Origin of the sequence: Clostridium sp. AM54-37XD (genome assembly GCF_003478225.1) — a bacterium.
Classification (GTDB): domain Bacteria; phylum Bacillota; class Clostridia; order Lachnospirales; family Lachnospiraceae; genus Coprococcus; species Coprococcus ammoniilyticus.
The window spans coordinates 55,393-76,798 of sequence record NZ_QUEV01000011.1; the positions used below are offsets into that span (position 1 = coordinate 55,393).

The 21,406-nt window shown below is 42.1% G+C and carries 15 protein-coding genes, 1 riboswitch and 1 other annotated feature; all 15 genes read right to left on the minus strand.

What is annotated here, in order from left to right; genetic code table 11:
• Positions 1-220: 220 nt before the first annotated feature.
• Positions 221-2,731 carry an ABC transporter permease gene (locus DXA07_RS10775; protein WP_021944943.1) on the minus strand — a complete coding sequence of 837 codons (2,511 nt, stop codon included), beginning with the start codon at positions 2,729-2,731 and terminating at the stop codon, positions 221-223.
• Position 2,732: 1 nt separating this feature from the next.
• Positions 2,733-3,434, minus strand: a complete 702-nt coding sequence (locus DXA07_RS10780; protein ID WP_021944944.1) for an ABC transporter ATP-binding protein — start codon at positions 3,432-3,434, stop codon at positions 2,733-2,735.
• Positions 3,435-3,533: 99 nt separating this feature from the next.
• Positions 3,534-4,157, minus strand: a complete 624-nt coding sequence (locus DXA07_RS10785; RefSeq protein WP_021944945.1) for a TetR/AcrR family transcriptional regulator — start codon at positions 4,155-4,157, stop codon at positions 3,534-3,536.
• 619 nt (positions 4,158-4,776) lie between these two features.
• Positions 4,777-5,214 carry a hypothetical protein gene (locus DXA07_RS10790; RefSeq protein WP_348980822.1) on the minus strand — a complete coding sequence of 146 codons (438 nt, stop codon included), beginning with the start codon at positions 5,212-5,214 and terminating at the stop codon, positions 4,777-4,779.
• On the minus strand, positions 5,148-7,091 hold the full coding sequence (locus DXA07_RS10795; RefSeq protein ID WP_118484602.1) for a hypothetical protein: 1,944 nt from the start codon (positions 7,089-7,091) through the stop codon (positions 5,148-5,150). The genes DXA07_RS10790 and DXA07_RS10795 overlap by 67 nt, the downstream gene beginning before the upstream one ends.
• A 20-nt stretch (positions 7,092-7,111) precedes the next feature.
• On the minus strand, positions 7,112-9,394 hold the full coding sequence (locus DXA07_RS10800) for an efflux RND transporter permease subunit (RefSeq protein ID WP_021944947.1): 2,283 nt from the start codon (positions 9,392-9,394) through the stop codon (positions 7,112-7,114).
• A gap of 238 nt (positions 9,395-9,632) precedes the next feature.
• On the minus strand, positions 9,633-10,196 hold the full coding sequence (locus tag DXA07_RS10805) for a TetR/AcrR family transcriptional regulator C-terminal domain-containing protein (protein ID WP_021944948.1): 564 nt from the start codon (positions 10,194-10,196) through the stop codon (positions 9,633-9,635).
• Between the two features lie 97 nt (positions 10,197-10,293).
• Complete coding sequence (locus DXA07_RS10810) at positions 10,294-12,375, minus strand: heavy metal translocating P-type ATPase (protein ID WP_117807183.1); 2,082 nt, start codon at positions 12,373-12,375, stop codon at positions 10,294-10,296.
• 29 nt (positions 12,376-12,404) lie between these two features.
• Positions 12,405-12,728: a DUF6110 family protein gene (locus DXA07_RS10815; RefSeq protein WP_021944950.1), complete on the minus strand. Its 324-nt coding sequence runs from the start codon at positions 12,726-12,728 to the stop codon at positions 12,405-12,407.
• A 132-nt stretch (positions 12,729-12,860) separates the two neighbouring features.
• On the minus strand, positions 12,861-14,192 hold the full coding sequence (locus DXA07_RS10820) for an MATE family efflux transporter (protein ID WP_021944951.1): 1,332 nt from the start codon (positions 14,190-14,192) through the stop codon (positions 12,861-12,863).
• Positions 14,176-14,646: a MarR family winged helix-turn-helix transcriptional regulator gene (locus tag DXA07_RS10825; protein WP_021944952.1), complete on the minus strand. Its 471-nt coding sequence runs from the start codon at positions 14,644-14,646 to the stop codon at positions 14,176-14,178. The genes DXA07_RS10820 and DXA07_RS10825 overlap by 17 nt, the downstream gene beginning before the upstream one ends.
• Positions 14,647-14,889: 243 nt before the next feature.
• On the minus strand, positions 14,890-16,029 hold the full coding sequence (locus tag DXA07_RS10830; RefSeq protein WP_118484604.1) for a cation diffusion facilitator family transporter: 1,140 nt from the start codon (positions 16,027-16,029) through the stop codon (positions 14,890-14,892).
• A 128-nt stretch (positions 16,030-16,157) separates the two neighbouring features.
• A riboswitch (NiCo riboswitch) is annotated at positions 16,158-16,252 on the minus strand.
• A 138-nt stretch (positions 16,253-16,390) separates the two neighbouring features.
• Positions 16,391-18,166, minus strand: coding sequence for a threonine--tRNA ligase (thrS, locus tag DXA07_RS10835; RefSeq protein WP_021944954.1), 1,776 nt, complete (start codon positions 18,164-18,166; stop codon positions 16,391-16,393).
• 137 nt (positions 18,167-18,303) lie between these two features.
• Positions 18,304-18,510: a binding site (T-box leader), on the minus strand.
• Between the two features lie 104 nt (positions 18,511-18,614).
• Positions 18,615-19,415, minus strand: coding sequence for an SDR family NAD(P)-dependent oxidoreductase (locus DXA07_RS10840; protein ID WP_008402696.1), 801 nt, complete (start codon positions 19,413-19,415; stop codon positions 18,615-18,617).
• A 107-nt stretch (positions 19,416-19,522) separates the two neighbouring features.
• Positions 19,523-21,229: a bifunctional diguanylate cyclase/phosphodiesterase gene (locus tag DXA07_RS10845; RefSeq protein WP_118484606.1), complete on the minus strand. Its 1,707-nt coding sequence runs from the start codon at positions 21,227-21,229 to the stop codon at positions 19,523-19,525.
• Positions 21,230-21,406 lie beyond the last annotated feature (177 nt).

Here is a 21,406-nt window from a genome sequence, read left to right on the forward strand (position 1 = left end):
AGCTATAATACTGGGCGAAAAAGAATAATTGCGAACTTCTCAGCTTAAATTATGAATGAGTTCGTTGAATTACCGAGACAGGGGCATTTGAGGTCGCCGGTCCTTAGATGGCGCATATGCGGCATCTTAGTACCGCTGCAGACCGAAACGAGCGAAAGCGTCCCCTGCTTGGTAATATCAAGCGAGCTCATTCACATTAAAACTTATATGTTCGCAATTACTACTCTCTGTTCTTCAGCACTTCAGCAGGCACCATCTTGCGGATTCTGCGGATCAGCAGATGGTTGATGATGAAGTACAGGATCAGGATACCTGCGAAGATGGCAAGGTACATCCAGAATGGGAAGGACTTGTCGATACCGCAGGCAATATTCGGAACAAAGGCAGGCTCATAAGCCACATCCATGATCCATTTGGTCAGTGGAATCGAAATCAATGCTCCTATCGTTATGATATAGAAATTACCATCCAGATACATCTTCTTCACTTCCTTATTCCGGTATCCGAAGATCTTAATCAACGCAATGTTGAAAGAAGACCGATCTATCATAACCTTCATCATCAGATACATAACAACAATGAAGATCAGAACAGATACTCCTCCAATTGTAAGGATCATTCCCTGCATTATATCCGAGAAGATACCGGCAGCCTTCTTCACATCGGTCTTTGTCGTTGTTGCATATAATCTTCCGGTCTCGACATCGAGTGCATGGTCGGAAAATACAACATTGAAATAATCCTCCGGTTCGTCGAATAACTCAAGCGCCTTGTCATATGGCATAAATACCATAAAGGATGGAGCATACTGCGCAACAGATGCGATCTCAAATGCATAGATCTTATCTGCTTCATCATCCTTTAGTGTCAGAGTATCACCAACATCCAGACCGTATTTGTAAGCGATCGAAGAACTGATCGCAACCTTACTGGATGAATCTGACAGATCCACATCAAAGAACGGATTATTCTCTGTCAGTCCCATAACTGTTATGTCAAAGTTGTAACCGTAAATTTTCTTTTTCAGTGTCTTTGCATATGCCTCATATCCACCTTCCGGAACTTCCTCTGTCGGATATTTGTAGGTATACATATACTCATACTTTGTATCATTTACATAATCACGATTTACATTCGCACAGTAAGTATATATCTCCAGTGACATCATCGCCAGCAGAAGACTTACAAACATTCCAAATACTACCGTAAATCCGGTACGGCTCTCACGAAGCATCTGGCGGATCTTGAACAGATTCATGAAGCTCATATTTCCAAGCTTTATATCCTTACCATTACCAACCTTCTGCTCATTCCTGATCATTGTAAGAACCGGCTTCGACAGCCTCTTTCGGATAACCAGTGAATTAACGATTATAGAAATAACCGGTGGAACCACGATTCCATAAATGAACAGATATGGCATATAGATAACATCCAGATCCGGAAGGGAATAATAGTTGTAGCAGTCCTGCATCTGGATCGGCACACCAAGGCTTGAATATCCAAGCAGTGTTCCGATCAGACCTGAAACAAATGTGATCACAGTCGGGAGTGTTACATAATGTGCCATCAGATTCTTTCTCTTTACCCCAAGTGCATATAACGCACCAATAACGGCACTTTCCTGATCGATCGAATGTACAACGAACACTGATAATACATAAGAGATCAGGATCAACAGGATCGCACCTGCGATCGTACCAACGCTCCGGTATAATTCCTGATCACCGGAAGCCGCCTGAATTCTCGCATTATCCCCTGCCTTTACAAAAGTCATAAGGTTCTGTGCATCCTCTGAGAAGATGTCATCGATCATATCATCTGTCTCATCCTTTAACTCCTGAATACCATCCAGCAGTTCATTGGAACCATCTTCAGCTTCTTTTGTTCCGTCTGTATATTCTATAATTCCATCTTCAAATGCCTTAAGCTCCTTTAACTCTTTTGCTCCATCTAACAGCTCCTGAATACCATCTGTCAGATCGTCCTTCTTTCCCATCGTACGATCCCAGTATTCCTGAAAAAATGGATCTTCTACATCTCCGGATGTAAATTCCAGCTCCTCCAAGCGGTCTTTTAATTCATCATCCGTCATAGCACCATTTAACCGGTATGCATAATAATATTCCTCTGACTTTATACTTTTTTCTTCCGCACGAAGTGTATCGTATACATCAGCTGCAACAAATCCCGTACCAAAATGCAGGCAGTCGCATCCGGTATCTCCCAGAGATTTTAATACGTTATCATAATCCGGTGTTGTACCGATTCCGGTAACGGTAAATTCCCGTCCGCCAAATGTAATCACATCACCTGCTGATATATCATTCTTCTCTGCAAACTGGCGTTCTACCACCAGCTCATTTCCCTTTTCTGCAAGTGTGCCCTTTACCAGATCGATCCTGTTGACCTCATCCCTGTTTGCAAAGATACGGATCGTGTGATCTTCGTCAATCTCATAGTCCATATAGAACTGTGGCTCGATCGTCACTCCATCCGCCTCCAAATCTTCCATTTCTTCATCCTTCATCGGTACAAACAGTGAAAAATCTCCATCCTCAACACACTGTCTGCTGTCAGCATTCTCACTTCCGCGAATGATCGTTTCTGCCGCACCGACCAGACTGACTACCAGATACATGGCAAGTATGATCAGAAGGGACAATGCCAGATATCTTGGAAGGTTGCTTTTGAAATCTCTCCAAATCCTTTTTCTCAATACTTTCTGCATCTTATAAATCCTCCAATTCTGCTGCCGGTACCTTTGTCTCATTGTAATAATCTTTCCTGATCTGACCATCCTTTACGATCACGACCTGATCGACCATATTCTTAATGGAATTATTATGCGTTACGATCAGCATTGTCGTTCCATAGGTCGCATTGATCTTCTCCAGAAGGATCAGGATATCCCTTGATGTCTTGGAATCGAGTGCTCCAGTCGGTTCATCACATAAGAGCAGCTTCGGATTTTTGATCAGTGCTCTTGCGATCGCACATCTCTGCTGCTGACCACCTGACAACTGTGCCGGAAACTTATTCTGATGCTCTGTCAGTCCCAGTATCTCAAGCAGCTCATCCATATTAAGCGGCTGATCTGTCAGATATTCACAGATCTGTATATTCTCCCGCACGGTAAGGTTCGGTACCAGATTATAGAACTGGAAGATAAATCCCAGATAATCTCTTCGGTAGTCAGATAATTCATCTGCTTTCATGCCTGCGATCTCGGTTCCGTCTACCTTGATCGAACCGGATTCGATCGTATCCAGTCCACCGATACAGTTCAATAACGTAGACTTACCGGAACCACTGGTTCCCTGAATGACACACATATCGCCCTGCTTTACCTGAAGGGATACTCCCTTTAAAACCTGTATGTAGCTTCCACCTTCTCCATAACTTTTTTTTACATCTGATACCTCTAAATACATACTCGCTTCCTCCTGTTATTTTTTCGCTTACATAACACCGTTATGTTGTTATCATTTTTTTAGCTATGCAAAATAAAATTTCACATAGCTTTTTGTTATCTATTCATCTCTCTGAAACAGTGCATACCATCCGGCAAGCAGATATTTCAATATGTCTCCCAGATGGGCAACTGCTTTTTCTTCATCGGATTCATGTGTCAGCAGATGGACAAATGCATCGATCTGCATATGTGCCATCCAGTGTATCGTATAATCATCCGGTGCAGCAACTCCACACACCTTTGCCTGTGCGTCTGCCAGCATCCGGTAATTCTTCTCTGTAAATGCCACAAATTCATCAATACATCCTGCAAGACTTGATCCCTGACTCTTTGTCAGCAGAAGCTGTACCCGGTCATAATTCTGATACAGTTCATGAATGATCCGCCGGGATGCATAGATGTCATCGCTGAAATCATCCTTCCCCTCCTGAAGCTCGCCTTTTACCTCCTGCAACTCCTGCTGCATATGTGCTTCCATCATCGTACGGATACTTCCAAGCACCGGTGCCACCAGTGAAGCAAATATATCATCTTTATCTTTAAAGAAGAAATATAATGCACCGGTCGTCACACCTGCATTCTTACAGATATTACGGAGGGATGCACCCTGATAGCCCTTCTCCATAAATTCATGCTCTGCACTTGCAAGCAGCTTTTCTTTTGTCTCCCGATCGTCCTTCATCTCATCTCACCACCAGTTTTATTCCATTTCAACATATGAACAGTCATTCACATAACATCGTTATGTTACATCTAAACTGTATATATGTCAACCCCTTTTTTATATAATAGCCTCTGTATTTCCGGCTAAACATTAAATCTGCCTGACGCCTTTCCATGCTGCAACAGGCATTTCCGGTTCATATAACATAATTGCCGTTGCTTCCGTATAATAAAACCTCTACATGACGACATTCACGCAGTTTTTCGTTATGCGAAACACATTGCCAACACCTGCGGGTGCTTGTTTGAGCTCGAAGAGCGAGTTAGCACGGAGCAGGTGTGAATCAGGCATGTGTTTCAAATAGAAAAACAAGTGCGTCTCATGTAGAGATTTTATCAAGAGGAAGTAATCGGCATATTCAGAATATAAAACCGGAAATGCACTTAGTACACATTAAAAGGGCTCCGGCATATATTCAAGGATTGATTCATTGAAAAACATGCGAAACCGGAGCCCCTATGTCAAACTATATTCTTTTTTCCTACTTCGGATGTCCTAACAAGGTATCCTTTTGTCTTAAATCGTGAACAAAATCCAACCAATGCTTTTTATAGGGCAAACGATTTTCATTTATTAATTACTTGCTGATCGAATCTGTCTTGATGATGAACTTAACGCTACCTTTCATATCATCTGAGATTCCACCGAAGGATTCATAAGCTTCACCGGCCTTGATGACCTTATCGCACTTTTCTGACAGAGAATCCAGATCCTTTTCTGCATCATTTACTGCATCAACGACCTTATCTGTACCATCTGATAATTGCTTGCTGCCATCCTTTAAGTCACCACTTGCATCTGTCAGCTTTGATGCGCCATCCTTTAATGTGCCTGCTCCTTCTTTCAGAGTATTTGCACCCTTTGTAAGGCTGCCTGCACCACCATTCAACTTAACCATACCATTATACAGATCAGAAGTGCCTGTATATACCTTGCCAAGGCCTGTGTTCAGTGCTGATGCACCAGTTGCCAGGCGTCTACACTCTTCTTCAGAGTTGTGATCTGTCCGGAGAATGAACTCAGCTTGCCAAGTACCAGATTCGCACCATAGGAAAGACCATCCTGATATGCTGTTGCATATCCCGACTTATAACCTTCTACATAAGCTGTACCATATGCAGACTGATAAGCTGTACCATACGCACTGCCATAACCTGCTGTGAAAGCATTGGTATATGCTGTACCGTATGCTGTGCTGTAGCCGGATGTATAAGCTGTGCCATAAGCTGTACCGTAACCGGATTTGTAACCGGAACCATAAGCTGTACCATATCCTGACTTATAAGCTGCTCCATATACATCACCATATGCAGTTGCAAACGCTCCCTGTAATGCCTGCATTGTTGCATCATCTGGCTGGGAACCTGTCATCTGTGTATAAGCAGATACAAATTCCTGGAAATAAGTTGCAAACTGACCGGATGCTTCCGATGCTACTGTTGATGATGAAGGTGCTGCTGCCTGTGCCTCTGCTGCTACCGTAGAAGCGGAAGGTGCTGCTGCCTGTGCTTCTGCTGCAACTGTATCAGCGGAAGGTGCTGCTGCCTGTGCCTCTTTTACAACGGATTCCTTAGAAGGTGCTGCTGCTTTACCATTCTTCTGTGCCTCTGCTGTTACAGCATCCTTATCAACACCATCTGCAATCTTATCCTTGTTTGCTGTCAGGTTATTTGTAATATTCTCTGTGATCGTGCTCTTGATTGCTTTCTTTTCTTTATCACTTAATTCTGTCTTGGTTGGAAGTTCGATTCCCTTTACGGCTTTGTTTAATGTTGCAAGCCCGTCGCTGATCTGCTTGGAACCGGATAAGATACCATTTTCACCTTCGAATGCTGCTTTTAATGTGCCGGCACCTGTTGTTGCAGAATCAACACCCTGTGCCAGAGTTAAGGAACCCTGATATAAGCTGTCCGCGCCATCTTTTACCTGACCAATACCATCGGATACGGAAGATACACCATCTGTATATTCTGTAATTCCTTCAACGAGGGAATTCATACCATCGCTATATGTGTCGATCAGTTCGTTGATATCAGATTCAGCATCCTTCAGATCCTTGTTATCGCTGTCCTTGGATAAGAATCCGGTAGAAGCAACTGTCATTGTCATGTCCAGAGAGAAATCTGTACAGTCTGCTGTAACCTCAAAGTAATCCGGAATCTCAACATCTAACTTCTGCAGATCCAGGCTGTCCTGAAGGCCGGGCATACCCATACCAACAACGATACTGTTGTTTCCATCATTTACAACCTGACCATTCTCAACCTTGATATCTGAGAATTTGTCATTTGATAAGATCATACCGGTCGCCATCAGGAAAGGAGTATATACATCTCCACTCTTTGAATTATTGACATATTCAAATCTCATCTTTACCTTGCCGCTCTTGCCTGCCAGCTGATCCGGTGTGATCTCCTGATCATCCAGATAATAAGTAACTTTAACTTCTACAGGAACCTGCTCCTCTGACTTGCCCTGATAATAAATGGAATTGCCATCTGCCTTCCATACAAGTTCTCCATTATTCTCTGTAAATGTCTCGTCGCCTTTTACATTCTCGATATCAGTCAGGTTACTGCTATCCTTAATGGTTGCCTCACCATCTGTGTTCTTTAACCACTCACTGACGATAACGTCCTGCTTATTACCTGCTGCATCAGCAATAACGTAAACGGTTTCATCTTTATCACTGTCTGTATTCTCGGAAAGTCCGACAGAATTCTCAAGTACATCTGACAATTCTTCATCGCTCTTACTCATGATCTCCGGGTTCTCTAATGTCTGTACATCTCCTGTTGCTGTACTGCCACAGCCTGTAACGGATAACATCATTGCACCACTCAGAGCGATCGCCATAAATCTTTTTCTTGCTTTCATATTTTTATAACTCATACTAATTACCTCCTAATTTACTACTGCCGGTCAGCAGGACCATTGGAATCATTATTTACATCTATATATTTATCATCGTCACTGTAACTGTCATCAAAATCATAGTTATCAAAGTTTCCGGATTTCTTCTTTGCAAATGGTCTGTCTTCATTCAGGAAATCATCATCATCTGCCGTTTTCTGTTCCGAAGCCGGATCAACATTTCCCGCTCCGGCATAAGCTACTTTCTGTTTGCCGGTAATACCCTTGAATCCGATTGTTGTATGGATGATCAGCTTATCGAATAACATCAACGCTGCAGGAAGCAGGAAGATGACGACAAACATACTGATGATAGCTCCTCTTGCCATCAACGTACATAAAGAACTGATCATATCGATCTCTGAGTAACAGCCAACACCGAAGGTTGCGGCAAAGAAGCTTAATGCGCTTACGATAATGGAAATCATAGATGTCTGAAGTGCAACTGTAACTGCTTCTTTCTTAGCAAGGCCATTACTTCTCTCTCTCTTATATCTTGTTGTCATCAGGATCGCATAGTCAACGGTAGAACCAAGCTGGATCGTACCGATAACGATGGATGCGATGAATGGTAATGTTGTATTTGTAAATGCAGGAATACCCATATTGATAAAGATTGCAAATTCGATTACACATACCAGAATGATCGGAAGTGATACGGATTTGAAGACGAATAATATGATCAGCAGGATAACACCGATGGATACGGTACTTACTGTGTTAAAATCCTTATCTGTGATCTCGATCAGATCCTTTGTACAAGGAGCTTCACCGATCAGCATACCCTTACTGTCATATTTGTGAAGAATCGTATTGATCTCATCACACTGTGTATTTACTTCATCACTTGCTACTTTGTATTCTGACATGACTAACATCAGCTTCCATTCGCCATTGTCAAGCTTGGATTTCAAATCCTGTGGAATCATACTCTGTGGAATCATAGGACCAACTACAGATTCCAGACCAAGTACAGTCTTAACACCCTTGACAGTCTTAATTTCTGAAATAACTTTATTAATACTCTTTTCATCCAGATTGCTGTCAAGCAGGATCATATGTGTAGAGTTCATATTGAATTCTTCTTCCAGCTTCTGGTTTGCCTGAATACTTGGAAGATCCTCCGGTAATGAGCTGTCGAGGTTATAGTAAACATCTGTATGTGTATAACCATATAACGCAGGAACCAGAAGGATCAGGAATAAGATATGGAAGATCCAGTACTTATTCACGATAAATTTGCTAAGCTTATCAAACTTAGGAAGTAAAGATCTGTGACAGGTCTTTTCAATCGGCTTATCAAAGATCAGGATCATGGATGGGAGTACGGTTACACAACAGATAACACCGATAACGACACCCTTTGCCATAACGATACCAAGGTCAAGGCCTAAGGTAAAGGTCATGAAGCACAGTGCAACGAAACCTGCTACTGTTGTGATCGAACTACCGATAACAGATGAGAAGGTGGAAGCGATCGCATCTGCCATAGCTTCTTTATTCTCTTTGCCATTTACTTTTTTCTCTTCCTGATAACTGTGCCACAGGAAGATCGAGTAGTCCATCGTTACACCCAACTGCAGGACTGCGGTAAGTGCCTGTGTTATGTAAGAGATCTCTCCTTTAAATACATTTGTTCCCAAGTTATATACAATCGCCATACCGATACTTAATAAGAAAAAGATCGGTACGAGGAAGGAATCCATAGTCAGTGATAATACGATCAGCGATAAGATAACTGCTATGGTTACATAGATTGGAACCTCTTTATCACACAGATCCTTGGTATCCGTAACAACGGCTGACATTCCGCTGATGAAACACTGCTTACTTGCAAGCTTTCTGATCTGAGTGATCGCTTCCATTGTCTCATCGGAAGACATTGTTGTTTTAAAGATAATTGCCATCATCGTACAATCATCATTACGATATGCCTCTCTGATATCTTTCGGTAAAATCTCATCCGGAATAGAAATATCCATAATCGAGTCATACCAGATTACAGAATCAACATTGTCTACCTGTTCCATTTGTTTTTTTAATTTGACGACATCTTTATCGTCCATCCCTTCTACCAGGCACAGGGAGAAAGCACCCGTTCCGAAATCATCCGCCAGAATGTCCTGACCTTTCATGGTTTCGATATCCTTTGGTAAATATGAAAGTACATCATAGTTTACTCTGGTTTTCAAGAAACCAATCGCTGCCGGGATCAAAAGCAGGATACTGATAATTAAGATCGGTACACGAAGCTTTACAATCGCCTTTCCAAATTTGTTCATAGAATCAATCCTTTCGTTAATACAAAAAATGAACGGAAACCTTTTTCTTGTTTCCGTTCATAGAATATGATTATTTTGTTTGTTTGTAATTATACAAGATTTTAGGGTTGACAATTTTTTTGACATTTATCCGGAAATGTCAAAACGAATTCTAAAATAAGTATAAAAAAAGCCTGAATACCTGATAAATTCTATCATTTTCTGTACTGTCTGTACACCAAGGTCTGCCCGGCTTCTGCTACTGTCTGTCATGATCGGATATATAGACTGCCTGCTTACACTTCTCAAGCATCTCCCTCATATAATCAGCCAGCTTCTCCGGTGCCATCTTCATGCCACCCTTTGCCCATTCAACGATAATCCCACAGATCCCATATGCGAAGAACCGGGCAAATATACCACGTTCCTCGTTTTTCAGATGAGATTTCTCGTCTAACTTATCAATTGCCTCTTCAAAGGTCTGTTCTGCAACCTCAAGCATATACTGGATAATATAATCCTCTGCATGTTTGATCGTGTTAATATAGAACTTTTTCTCCTCCTGCATCTGTGTGAGGATCGCGCCTAATTTCTCATCCCAGTTCTCTAAGGATATGTCCTCCATATTAGGAGCAAATAATTCATTAAAATAGATCCAGACCAACAGTTCGTATTTATCTTGAAAATGATAGTAAAATGTCTGTCTCTTGATTCCGCATCGGTCTGCAATATCACTGATCGATATTTTGTCATATGGTTTCTCTTTGGTCAGTTCTTTTGCACTTAATGCAATCGCTTTCTTTGTAAGATTTGATTCCGGCATATTCGTATAACTCTTTCTATATAATAATATCCCCATATGTCTAAAATGCAGATTTTCTTCCGCACCTGAAACACATGGAGATAGTATAGCACATCTATTATAACTCGGGCAACATGTCTTTCATGCTGTTTAATCCGATCATCAAGGTTGATGTATTATGCAGAAGTGCAGATGTTGTCGGTGCGATCACACCCGCAACTCCAAGCACGATCAGCCCGGTATTAAACCCTACGATAAAACGATAATTTCTGTGAATCCGTTTCATAAGAAGATTTGCAAGTATCTTCAATGTCACGATCTCATCCAGACTGTCCGCATCGATCGTAATATCTGCAACCTCTCTGGCAATCTCCGCACCATCACTGATCGCGATGCCTGCATCTGCTGCTGAAAGTGCCGGCGAATCATTGATACCATCACCGATCATGATAACCTTTCTGCCTGCTGCCTTCTCTCGATCTACAAATGCAGCCTTATCCTCCGGCAGTACCTCTGAATAATATTCATCGACACCGACATGCTCTGCGATCGCCTTTGCAGTCCGTTCACAGTCACCGGTCATCATAACGACCTTGGAGATTCCAACCGACTTTAACCGTTCTACAATATCTGCAGATTCTTCCCTTAACGGATCCTCAATCAGGATTGCTGCCGCAAGCTCGTTATCGATCGCCAGATAGAGGTGGGAATATTCCGCCGGAAGATTCTCAAATACTTCTTCCATCCCATCCGGTATCGTACATTTTTCGTCCTCAAATACAAAATGATAACTGCCGATGATCGCCTTGGAATCCCCAATTGTTGTCGAGATTCCATGCGCTACGATATATTTTACTTCTGAATGCATCTCTTCATGATCCAGATTTTTTCGTTTTGCCGCATCCACTACGGCTTTTGCGATTGAATGTGGAAAATGCTCTTCCAGACAGGCAGCGATACGAAGCAATTCGTTTTCATTTGTTCCGTTAAAGGAAACGACTCCCGCAACTGTAGGCTGTGCCTTTGTCAGTGTTCCGGTCTTATCAAATACGATCGTATCCGCTTCTGCTACCGCTTCCAGATACTTTCCGCCTTTGACTGTAATCTTACGGTTTCCTGCCTCACGGATCGCCGATAATACCGATACAGGCATAGCAAGCTTCAATGCACAGGAATAATCAACCATCAGGATCGCAAGGGCTTTTGTTACATTTCTTGTAAGCAGATAGGTAAGTATCGTACCGCCTAAGCTGTACGGCACCAAACGGTCTGCCAGATGCTCCGCCTTGCCCTCCAGATTGGATTTCAGTTTCTCAGACTCATCGATCATCTGCGCAATCTTCTCATATCGGCTGGAACCGGATACCTCTTTTACTTCTATTATGAGCGAGCCTTCTTCTACCACTGTTCCGGCATATACGACATTTCCTGCCGTACGTCTGACGGATACGGATTCTCCGGTAAGTGATGCCTGATTCACCATTGCTTCACCATCACAGACAGTTCCGTCAAACGGAATGATCGTTCCGACATTGACAACGACATGATCTCCTTTTGCAATCGTATCAGAATCAACCAATATCTCGTTATTCTCTGTCTTTAACCACACTTTTCCGACATTTAATGACATCGTACGTGCCAGGTCATCGACCGACTTCTTATGTGTCCACTCCTCAAGCAGTTCACCGATTCCGAGCAGGAACATGATCGAACCTGCAGTCTTCATATCCCCTCGTAAAACAGATACTCCAATGGATGTTGCATCCAGCACCGGAACTTCGATCTTGCCCTTTGTCAGAGTCTTAACGCCTTTCCAGATATACTTAACAGACATCAGACCTGCATAAGCTGCTGATATCGGATATGGCAGAAGCCACTTTCTTGCATAATGGAAGATAATCTTATCGACCAGCTTCTCCTGATACATCGCATTCGTCTCTCTGCCGCTTCGTTCCAGATAACCATTTGGGACTTTTACATCTTCATAATGAAATCTGCGAAGTCTGTCGATAATGATATCCGGATTTCCCGTATAACAGATCACTGCATCCGCCGTCCGGTCATACACCTTTGCCGAGCTGACCGGTTCAAAAGACTCCAGATAATATAAAAGAATATCAGCTTCTTCATATGACATATGATTCTGACACATATGTACACGCAGTCTGCCCTTCATCTTATCTTTTATTATGAATTTCAATTCAGCTCATCCTCTTATCTAAATTTTTCTTATGCCTCTACTGCTTCTGTATTTTCTGCTGCAGCTTCACATGCGCACTCAGCAGTTTCTTCTGCTGTCTCTGCAGGAATATCTTCTACAACGACATCTTCTTCTGCTTCACGATCTGCATTGATCTGCTTAGCGCCCTGGTAAATGTCATCTACATTTTCCTGAATGGTTGTAGCTGTGTTCATAACACACTTCTTTGCACGAAGAGCCGCTGCTGTACAGTTTGTGTAAACCTTCTTTGCATCCTTGCTTGATAATACCTTGATACCTGCCGTACCAAACAATAAACCTGCTGCAAATATTCCAACTTTCTTAATATCCATGATAATTTACCTCCTGATTGTATTAATATATTTTGAAGCACATTATAGCATCATTTCTTTTTTTTGCATGTATATTATCATTTTATTCACATATTTTTTACATCTGATCATTCGCAAACATGTACACTTGTTCTACTCGTGAACTATCATCTTATGTTGTCTGTAAAACCTTCGATAAAACATAAATCCTACTATAGTAGTGATTACCTCTGTAATCGGGAAAGTCAGCCAGAAATACACAAATCCGAATCTGGAAAACAGATATCCAAGCGGTACAAATAAGAACACCGTTCTCATAATGGTTAGAAATGAACTCTTAAAGGCTTCGCCGGTTGCCTGCAAAAAGACCGGATAAATCTGCGCACCTACCATCGGTATAAAGCTGATCCCAATAAATCGGAATCCCTGCACTCCGATACGGATAACTTCGCTGTCCTTCGTAAACACAGAAAGCATAGGTTCCGGAATAAATTCAAAGCATAACGTTCCGATGAACATCAATGCAATTCCCCATATAAAGGCAACCGTCATCGTATGTTTACAACGATCAATACTCTTTGCCGCATAGTTATAGCTAATGATGGGTACAATGCAGGTCTGAAGAGCACCCAGTGGTATAAAGAAAAATGTCTGCCATTTGTAATACAATCCAAGTGCTGTCACTGCCTCATCGGAAAATCCTGCAAGGATCATATTTAATCCAAATATGTAAAATGTATACGTTGCCTGCATGATGATATTCGGAATTCCAAGCGCATAGATCCTGCGGATATCCTCTGGATATTTGCAAAGAGACGGCGAACGATGAAATCCCTTCTTCATAACAAGAAGTGCCGCTACAACCTGTCCTGTGATCGTTGCAAATGCAGCTCCTGCTATTCCAAGCTTTGGTATACCAAAAAGCCCAAAGATCAAAATCGGATCTAACACAATATTCGTGATAGCTCCTGTGATCTGTGCGATCATCGGTGTCTTCATATCTCCGTTTGCCTGAAGTACCTTTGTCCATATGCTCTCTGTAAACAATCCAATGCTGCCCACGCACACAATCCTTCCGTAGGTAATTACATCAGCAATTACTGTATCCGAATTTGTCTGCAACCGTGCATATGCAGGCATCAACAGATAACAGCTTACTGCAAATAAGATCCACATAATGATCGCCAGACTAAAGCCGATGCCTGCTACCTCATCCGCCTTCTTATACCTCTTTATTCCCAGAAAATGTGCAATATTTGTATTGATTCCAACACCGGTTCCAACTGCCAGTGCGATCATCAGAAGCTGAACAGGATAAATGATCGATAACGCCGTCAGACCGCTCTCTGAGTATTTCCCGACAAATAAACTGTCTACTATATTATAAAGAGCCTGTATCAACTGTGCCAGCATGACAGGCGGTGCGATTTTAAAAAAGATCTTATTGATCTTTTCTGTGCCGTAAAAACTACTGTTTGTTTCCATCTCTGCTGCCTCCTGCCTCCTGCTCTACACAAGAAGCCAATATTTCCTGGTATTCCTTCATAAGCTCTGTCAGCATCTGCATCTTCTCATAGCCAAATCGTTTTACAGATGCTTCTTCTATAGAAGCTAGCGAACAGAAAAATATCTCTGCATATTTCCTGCCCTTCTCTGTCAATACAAATGCTTTTTCCCGTCCTTCTCCTTTTTCCGGTTCCAGAATCAGATAGCCCTGTTCACGCATCCTTGAAATTACATTATGTATCGTCTGACGCGGAAGCAGATAATTGTCACATACCTGTTTTTGAGTGCAGTATCCGTTCTCGCGTATCGTATAAAGTACCAGCATCTCATTATAATTAATGTTGTGTCTGCGAGACCAGTCTGCATACACTCCACGCAGCTTTATGATACTGTGATTGGATGCATTTATAATCTGCAAAGTCTTTCGATCCATATTATTATCTTCCTCTCTTTCATAATCCCAAATGGGATTATAACAGAAATAAAAGCACTGTCAATCCATATTTTCTGAATCGCGTACAATAATTCTGTACCTTTATTTAAAATCAGATTATGGCATACCAAAACTGCCGGCAGATTTTTATCTGCCGGCAGCCGTCTATTTCAGAAGTTCTCTTAATACCTCTTGTTCCCTGTCTTCCAATATTCCCCCAGTGTAAACTATTCTGTTAATGTACTACGCCCTGTCCTCAAGGTCAAACGTAATTTTTATCAAATATGTCTCTTTGTTTTCTTTTTGCAACCGTTCCGTCAGTTCCCGCACGATATTCTTTTCCTGCCCCTGCCATTCCGATGGAACAACCATATCAAAAACAAGTTCTTTCTTTCCCTCATGAGTGTGTACGCGGAAATCATGGATTGTTATTTCTGCATCTATTTGCTGCAGGATAGTAAGTACCTGATGATGCATCTGATCGAGCTCTGCATCGTCCGTAATAACCGGATCATAATGAATGACCATATGCACACCAAATCGGTTCAGGCATTCCCGTTCGATGCGGTCAATCTCATCATGACACACCATTGGATCGATCTTCTTATCGATCTCTACATGAATACTTGCATACTGTCTGCCCGGTCCATAATCATGTACCAACAGGTCATGGCAGCCAAGTACCAACGGACAGCTGCTTATATATCCAATAAGCTGTTCCCGCAAACCGGTATTTGCACCTTCTCCAAGAAGCGGAGAGATTGTATCCTTTGCAAGCGAAATTCCGCTTACAATGATAAAAACAGATACCAGCCCACCCATAAGACCATCTATTTTCCATCCGCTGATATGTTCTACAACTGTTGCGGCAAGAACCGCAGCTGTTGTCAGCACATCATTTCTGCTGTCTGCGGCTGCAGCAAATAAGGTATTTGACTGAATCTTATCTCCCATCTTACGATAAAAGAACATCATCCAGAGTTTTACCAGGATCGAACCGATCAGCACAATGATCATCAGCATGGAAAATTCGATTGATGCCGGATGGATCAGCTTGAGTACCGATGTCTTTGCCAATTCAAATCCGATCACAAGGATCATAGCAGCCACAACCAGACTTGCCAGATATTCAAATCTCGCATGTCCGTATGGATGTTCTTTGTCTGCCGGCTTCTCTGCCAGCTTAAATCCGAGTAATGTTACGATGGAACTTGCTGCATCTGACAGATTGTTCAATCCATCTGCAGTAATTGATGTAGATGCGGCCAACTTTCCGATCACAAGCTTGCTGCCTGCCAACAGCAGGTTACACAATACCCCTATGAAACCGGTCATCTTACCGACCGCTGCCCTTTTCTTAGAATCCTGATTTTCTTGTGCCATAATAGTTACCTCCGCATATATAAGATAACTTTATGCAACGCAATTAATAATCTTTCCATCAGATTAATAGAATTATCTCTGACCGGCTGTAGCCGGAATAATAAAAAACCTGCGGAACAAATAGTAACTACTGTCCCGCAGATCATAAATTCATTCTTTATCTGCTGCCACCCTGTGTGGCCCGGCCCTGTGGTCATCCCACCGCCTGCTCAGTTTGTACTGTAGATTGATATGCAGTGCAAAAAGTATTGATACATTATAGCATGCGGTTATCCATACATCAAGTGCCGGTTTCTGATATTTTGAAGGATCTGCCACCGGAAATCTGCTTCCGGCGGCTTATCCTTATTTGTACTCTGTATTACTTGGATGCGGCAGGATTCAACTTCTTGGTCTTGATCTCATCCTGAAGCATTGCAAGGAACTCATCCATAGGAACAGTTGTTGTCTTCTGCTCACCATGAAGTCTGTAGCTGACAGTCTTATCATTTACCTCATTCTTACCAAGGATGATCAGATACGGAACCTTCTCAACCTGAGCAGCTCTTACACGATAGCCAAGCTTCTCTGCACGTTCATCAATCTCAACACGGATGTTGTTATCATCTAAGAAATCATACAACTCATGTGCATATGCATTTAATTCCTCATCTTCATTCTTTACAGGAAGGATTCTGGCCTGTACCGGTGCTAACCAAAGTGGCAGATTTCCCTTTGTCTCCTCCAGAATGTATGCCATGAAACGATCTAAGGAACCAAGGATTGCTCTGTGAAGAACGACAGGAGTCTTCTTTGTACCATCCTTATCAATATATGTCAGGTTGAATTTTGCAGGAAGACAGAAGTCAAGCTGGCATGTAGATAATGTATATTCATTTCCGATCGCCGGCTTAACATTTACATCAAGCTTTGGACCATAGAATGCTGCTTCACCGATCTCTTCTGTGTATTCGATACCGATATCATCCAACACTTTACGGAGTGCGTCCTCCGCTGTATTCCACATCTCATCGTCATCATGATATTTCACCTTATCCTCAGGATCTCTTAAGGACAGAACACAACGATAATCTGTGATATTGAAATCCTTATAGGTGTCGAAGATCAAGTCAACAACCTGCTTGAATTCAGATTCAATCTGCTCCGGTGTTACAAACAGATGGGCATCGTTCTGACAGAAATGCCTGCCTCTCTCGATTCCTTTTAAAGTACCACTGGCTTCGAAACGGAAATCATGTGCGATCTCGCCGATACGAATCGGAAGATCTTTATAGGAATGCATTTTGTTTGCATAGATCATCATATGATGCGGGCAGTTCATTGGACGAAGCACGAAAGACTCACCCTCAACTTCCATTGCAGGGAACATATTGTCTTTGTAATGATCCCAGTGACCGGATGTCTTATAAAGATTTACCGTACCAACACAAGGAGTCATAACATGACGGTAGCCAAGCTTTCTTTCCTTGTTCTTGATATAATTTTCAAGCTCCTGCCATACGATATAACCCTTTGGAAGGAACATAGGAAGTCCACGTCCAACCAGATCATCTGACATGAACAGATTCATCTCTTTACCGATCTTTCTGTGGTCACGGTCTTTTGCTTCCTCTAATAACTTCAGATGTTCTTCCAGTTCTTCTGCTGTAGGGAAGCATACACCATAGATTCTCTGCATTACATGGTTCTTGGCATCACCCTTCCAGTATACACCGGAATATTTTACTAACTTGAAGTTCTTACATAATTTTGTGTTATCAACGTGTGGTCCGCGACAGAGATCTGTGAAATCTCCCTGATCGTAAACTGTAATATTTCCATCCTCTAAGCCTTCGATCAGATCCAGCTTGTAGAAATCATCCTTGAACATTTCAAGTGCTTCTGCCTTTGTAACTTCACGTCTGTAAATCTTCTTGCCCTCTTTACAGATCTTCTTCATTTCTTTTTCAATAGCTGCGATCACATCATCGTTTACAACATCATCGCCAAGGTCGATATCATAATAGAAACCTTCTTTTACAACCGGTCCAACCCAGAACTTTGCATGTGGATACAAATGCTTTACGGCCTGTGCCATAACATGGGCGCAGGAATGATTGAGAGTATTTAATCTCTCGTCTGCTTTAAAATCTACCATTTTCTTATTTCCTTTCTTTTACCTGAAGTGACATCCCACCCGATGGTACAATGTCCGATAATTATTTGTACAGGAATCATTCTGTTTCTTTGTCTATTGCACAAAAAACGCCCCTGTACAGACGTTTTTTCATCTATACAAGGGGCGATTATAATTCTTATATCGCGGTTCCACCCTTTTTATTTCCTGTGGAAATATCTCATTCATGACGATAACGGAATCACCGGACCGGATTAGGGCCGCTCAGAGCTGGTCTTCCTGAATGACTCCTCTAAGATACTTCCACCAAATGTATCTCTCTCTGTAGATTCTTCATTCAGTACTGTTCTCATCAACACGTTATTCAAAGTATATTTCAACTGCTCCGCACTGTCAAGTAGCTTTTTCCGGTTTTATTACCATTTTTTTCTTATTGAATGATCTAAGGATTTTCCGTTAATACCTAAGACTATGGTCTCTGTCCAAGTCCGCCTTCCAGAGTGATCGTCTCTCCTGTCATATATTTGAAATCAGGAGATGCAAGCTGTACACATACACGTCCGATCTCAAGCTCTGAATCACCGAAATGACCCATCGGAGGTGTATGAACATTCTTATCAAATGCATCCGGATATGCATTCTTGAACTGCTCTAACTGTGCTGTCCATGCAAGCGGGCAGATGATATTTACATTTACGCCATCCTTTGCCCATTCTGTTGCTGCAACTCTTGTAAGTCCACGAATTCCTTCTTTTGCTGCTGCATACGCACACTGTCCAAAGTTACCGAACAGACCTGCGCCGGATGCGAAGTTGATAACGGATCCCTTGCTCTCTTTCAGATATGGATAGCACGCTTTCATATAATAAAAGGTTGCATACAGTCCGGAATATAATGCCAGATTAAACTGATCTGTTGTATGGTCAGCAAGCGGAACACCGGATGCCGATGCCTGTGCATTATTAACCAATACATCGATACTGCCAAATGTATCGATCGTCTGCTTTACAACATTTGCAACGACTGCCTCATTATCCGCACCGGCAGATACATCTGCTGCAACAGCCAGAACCTTTATACCATATAAGCGTTCCAGTTCTTCCTTTGCATCTTCCAACTTCTTCACATTTCGTCCTGTGATCACGACATTTGCGCCTTCTTTTGCATATGCTGTAGCGATACCGTAACCGATCGAACCACATCTGCCATCACTTAATACGGCACGTCCTCCACCTGTGACAATAACTGTTTTACCTGTTAAAAATCCCATTTTCTGTTTTCTCCTTATATTATTTGAAATCCGATACCTTCAGACTGCTTTCCGGTCTTATACAAATGTCCCAGTCCGTTTGTATCATATATAATGCTCGTTATCTTCTATATCTTTCGGTCATATCCGCCTACTGACAGTCTGCTTTCAAATGCACTCTGTTCTAATGGTTTATCATACAGATAGCCCTGCGCATGGTTACAGCCAAGTTCCAGAAGAAATCTTGCCTGCTCCTCCGTCTCAACTCCCTCGGTTATGACATTCAGATTCAACTGTCTTGCCATCTGAATGATACTCTTAATAATGATCTGATCCTGTGTTGAAAATGCCTCATGATTGATAAATGACCGATCAATCTTAATCTCGTTTACCGGGAAATCCCGAAGAACACTCAAGGTCGAACAGCCTGTACCAAAGTCGTCAATCGATGTCGCAATGCCTGCTTCTGACATATTTCTGATAAAGTCATACAGATCCTTCTGTTCACTCGCTTCTGTCGTCTCTGTTACTTCTATGATGATATACTTTGGATCAATATCATACTCTTTTATGATCCTTATAATTCGTTCCGCCAACATCCGTGGATCATGCCCAACCCCGGAAATATCATTTCTCGATATATTCACAGATATCGGAACAAGCTTATACCCTTTCTCAATCCATTCATTTATAGCCTCACATACCCGCTTCAGGATATACAGATCCAGATGAATGATAAATCCATTCCTCTCCATGGTCGGAATAAACCGAAATGGTTGTATCACTTCTCCGTTACGAATCCATCTTGCAAGTGCCTCTGTACCTACGATCTGACCTGTCCGGATATCAACCTTCGGCTGATAATACACCTGAAATTCCCGTTTCTCCAACGCCTCAGGAAGCATCTGTTCCATCCGCTGAACATCTACTGTTTCTTCCAGCATCTTGTCCGTTAAAAACGCATACGGGAGCTTGTGCTGTCTGGCATAACTGACGGCAATCGACAAACCATTCATAATATTTCCGGGATCTCTGTCCTTTGCCGTTATCTCATAGGCACCTGCCGCTGCCGCTATATATACCGGAACGACCCGTCCCATATACTTTGCTGTTACCTCAACCTTTTCCAGAAGATGAAGGAACTCTGCCGTTCTGCTTTTCTTGACCAGCGCCATGAAATTATCTCCGCCCAGATGCGCCAGTGTCTCGTCCTCTGCCAGCCATTTTCTGACAGCGACTGCATAACGCTTGATCATCAGATCACCTTCTGCACCACCATACTTATAGCTGAGCAGTCCAAAGCTTTTCAGGTTAAAATAAAAGCCGTTGTACTGACAGATCGTCTGATCCTGCAAATGCTGCTGTATGATCCTGACAAAGCCTGCACTGTTAGGGAGCATCGTGATCAGATTACAATACGAATATTCTCTTGTCTTACGGATCAGTCTGGATCTCGTCACATGAAGATATAAAACCTCAAGGAGAAGAGCTATATCTTCTTTTTCTTCCTCGCTCCATTCTACATTTTCATATGGGAATGCCGTAAGCTCACAATATCCGTTTTCTACCGCTTGAAATGTCTTCTGATATTTGCCTTTCTCGGAATACAAACCATCCCCGGCATAGAATACATCATGACGATCTTCAGCCTGTACAGATTTGATATTTGCCTCAATGTGCAAATGTCCCGCTACCCTGCCGATCTTAAGCCGCTCAGCCAGAGGTTCGATCGCCTTTTTGAATCCATCAAATGAATTCTCAAACTGTAATAATTCCTGTACATACAGTTCTATATCTTTTTTCTTAATTCTCTCTCTGATATCATCCACTGTCACGGGTGATCCTCCCTCTCATCTTTACTACTCTATACTCCGAAAATTATTATTTTACATACAAACAATCATGTGTTTATTATAACATGCTTTTCTCTTTTATGGGAAAAAAGATAGTTTTTTGATAGATTTTGAACAGGTTGGAAATCACATGACAGGCGTTATTTCTTATATGACAAA

What these genes read in the sequence shown, in the direction of transcription:
- DXA07_RS10775 (WP_021944943.1), bottom strand. Translation starts at nt 2,731, where the DNA reads ATGCAGAAAGTATTGAGAAAAAGGATTTGGAGAGATTTCAAAAGCAAC.
- DXA07_RS10780 (WP_021944944.1), bottom strand. Translation starts at nt 3,434, where the DNA reads ATGTATTTAGAGGTATCAGATGTAAAAAAAAGTTATGGAGAAGGTGGA.
- DXA07_RS10785 (WP_021944945.1), bottom strand. Translation starts at nt 4,157, where the DNA reads ATGAAGGACGATCGGGAGACAAAAGAAAAGCTGCTTGCAAGTGCAGAG.
- DXA07_RS10795 (WP_118484602.1), bottom strand. Translation starts at nt 7,091, where the DNA reads ATGAGTTATAAAAATATGAAAGCAAGAAAAAGATTTATGGCGATCGCT.
- DXA07_RS10800 (WP_021944947.1), bottom strand. Translation starts at nt 9,394, where the DNA reads ATGAACAAATTTGGAAAGGCGATTGTAAAGCTTCGTGTACCGATCTTA.
- DXA07_RS10805 (WP_021944948.1), bottom strand. Translation starts at nt 10,196, where the DNA reads ATGCCGGAATCAAATCTTACAAAGAAAGCGATTGCATTAAGTGCAAAA.
- DXA07_RS10815 (WP_021944950.1), bottom strand. Translation starts at nt 12,728, where the DNA reads ATGGATATTAAGAAAGTTGGAATATTTGCAGCAGGTTTATTGTTTGGT.
- DXA07_RS10820 (WP_021944951.1), bottom strand. Translation starts at nt 14,192, where the DNA reads ATGGAAACAAACAGTAGTTTTTACGGCACAGAAAAGATCAATAAGATC.
- DXA07_RS10825 (WP_021944952.1), bottom strand. Translation starts at nt 14,646, where the DNA reads ATGGATCGAAAGACTTTGCAGATTATAAATGCATCCAATCACAGTATC.
- DXA07_RS10830 (WP_118484604.1), bottom strand. Translation starts at nt 16,029, where the DNA reads ATGGCACAAGAAAATCAGGATTCTAAGAAAAGGGCAGCGGTCGGTAAG.
- thrS (WP_021944954.1), bottom strand. Translation starts at nt 18,166, where the DNA reads ATGGTAGATTTTAAAGCAGACGAGAGATTAAATACTCTCAATCATTCC.
- DXA07_RS10840 (WP_008402696.1), bottom strand. Translation starts at nt 19,415, where the DNA reads ATGGGATTTTTAACAGGTAAAACAGTTATTGTCACAGGTGGAGGACGT.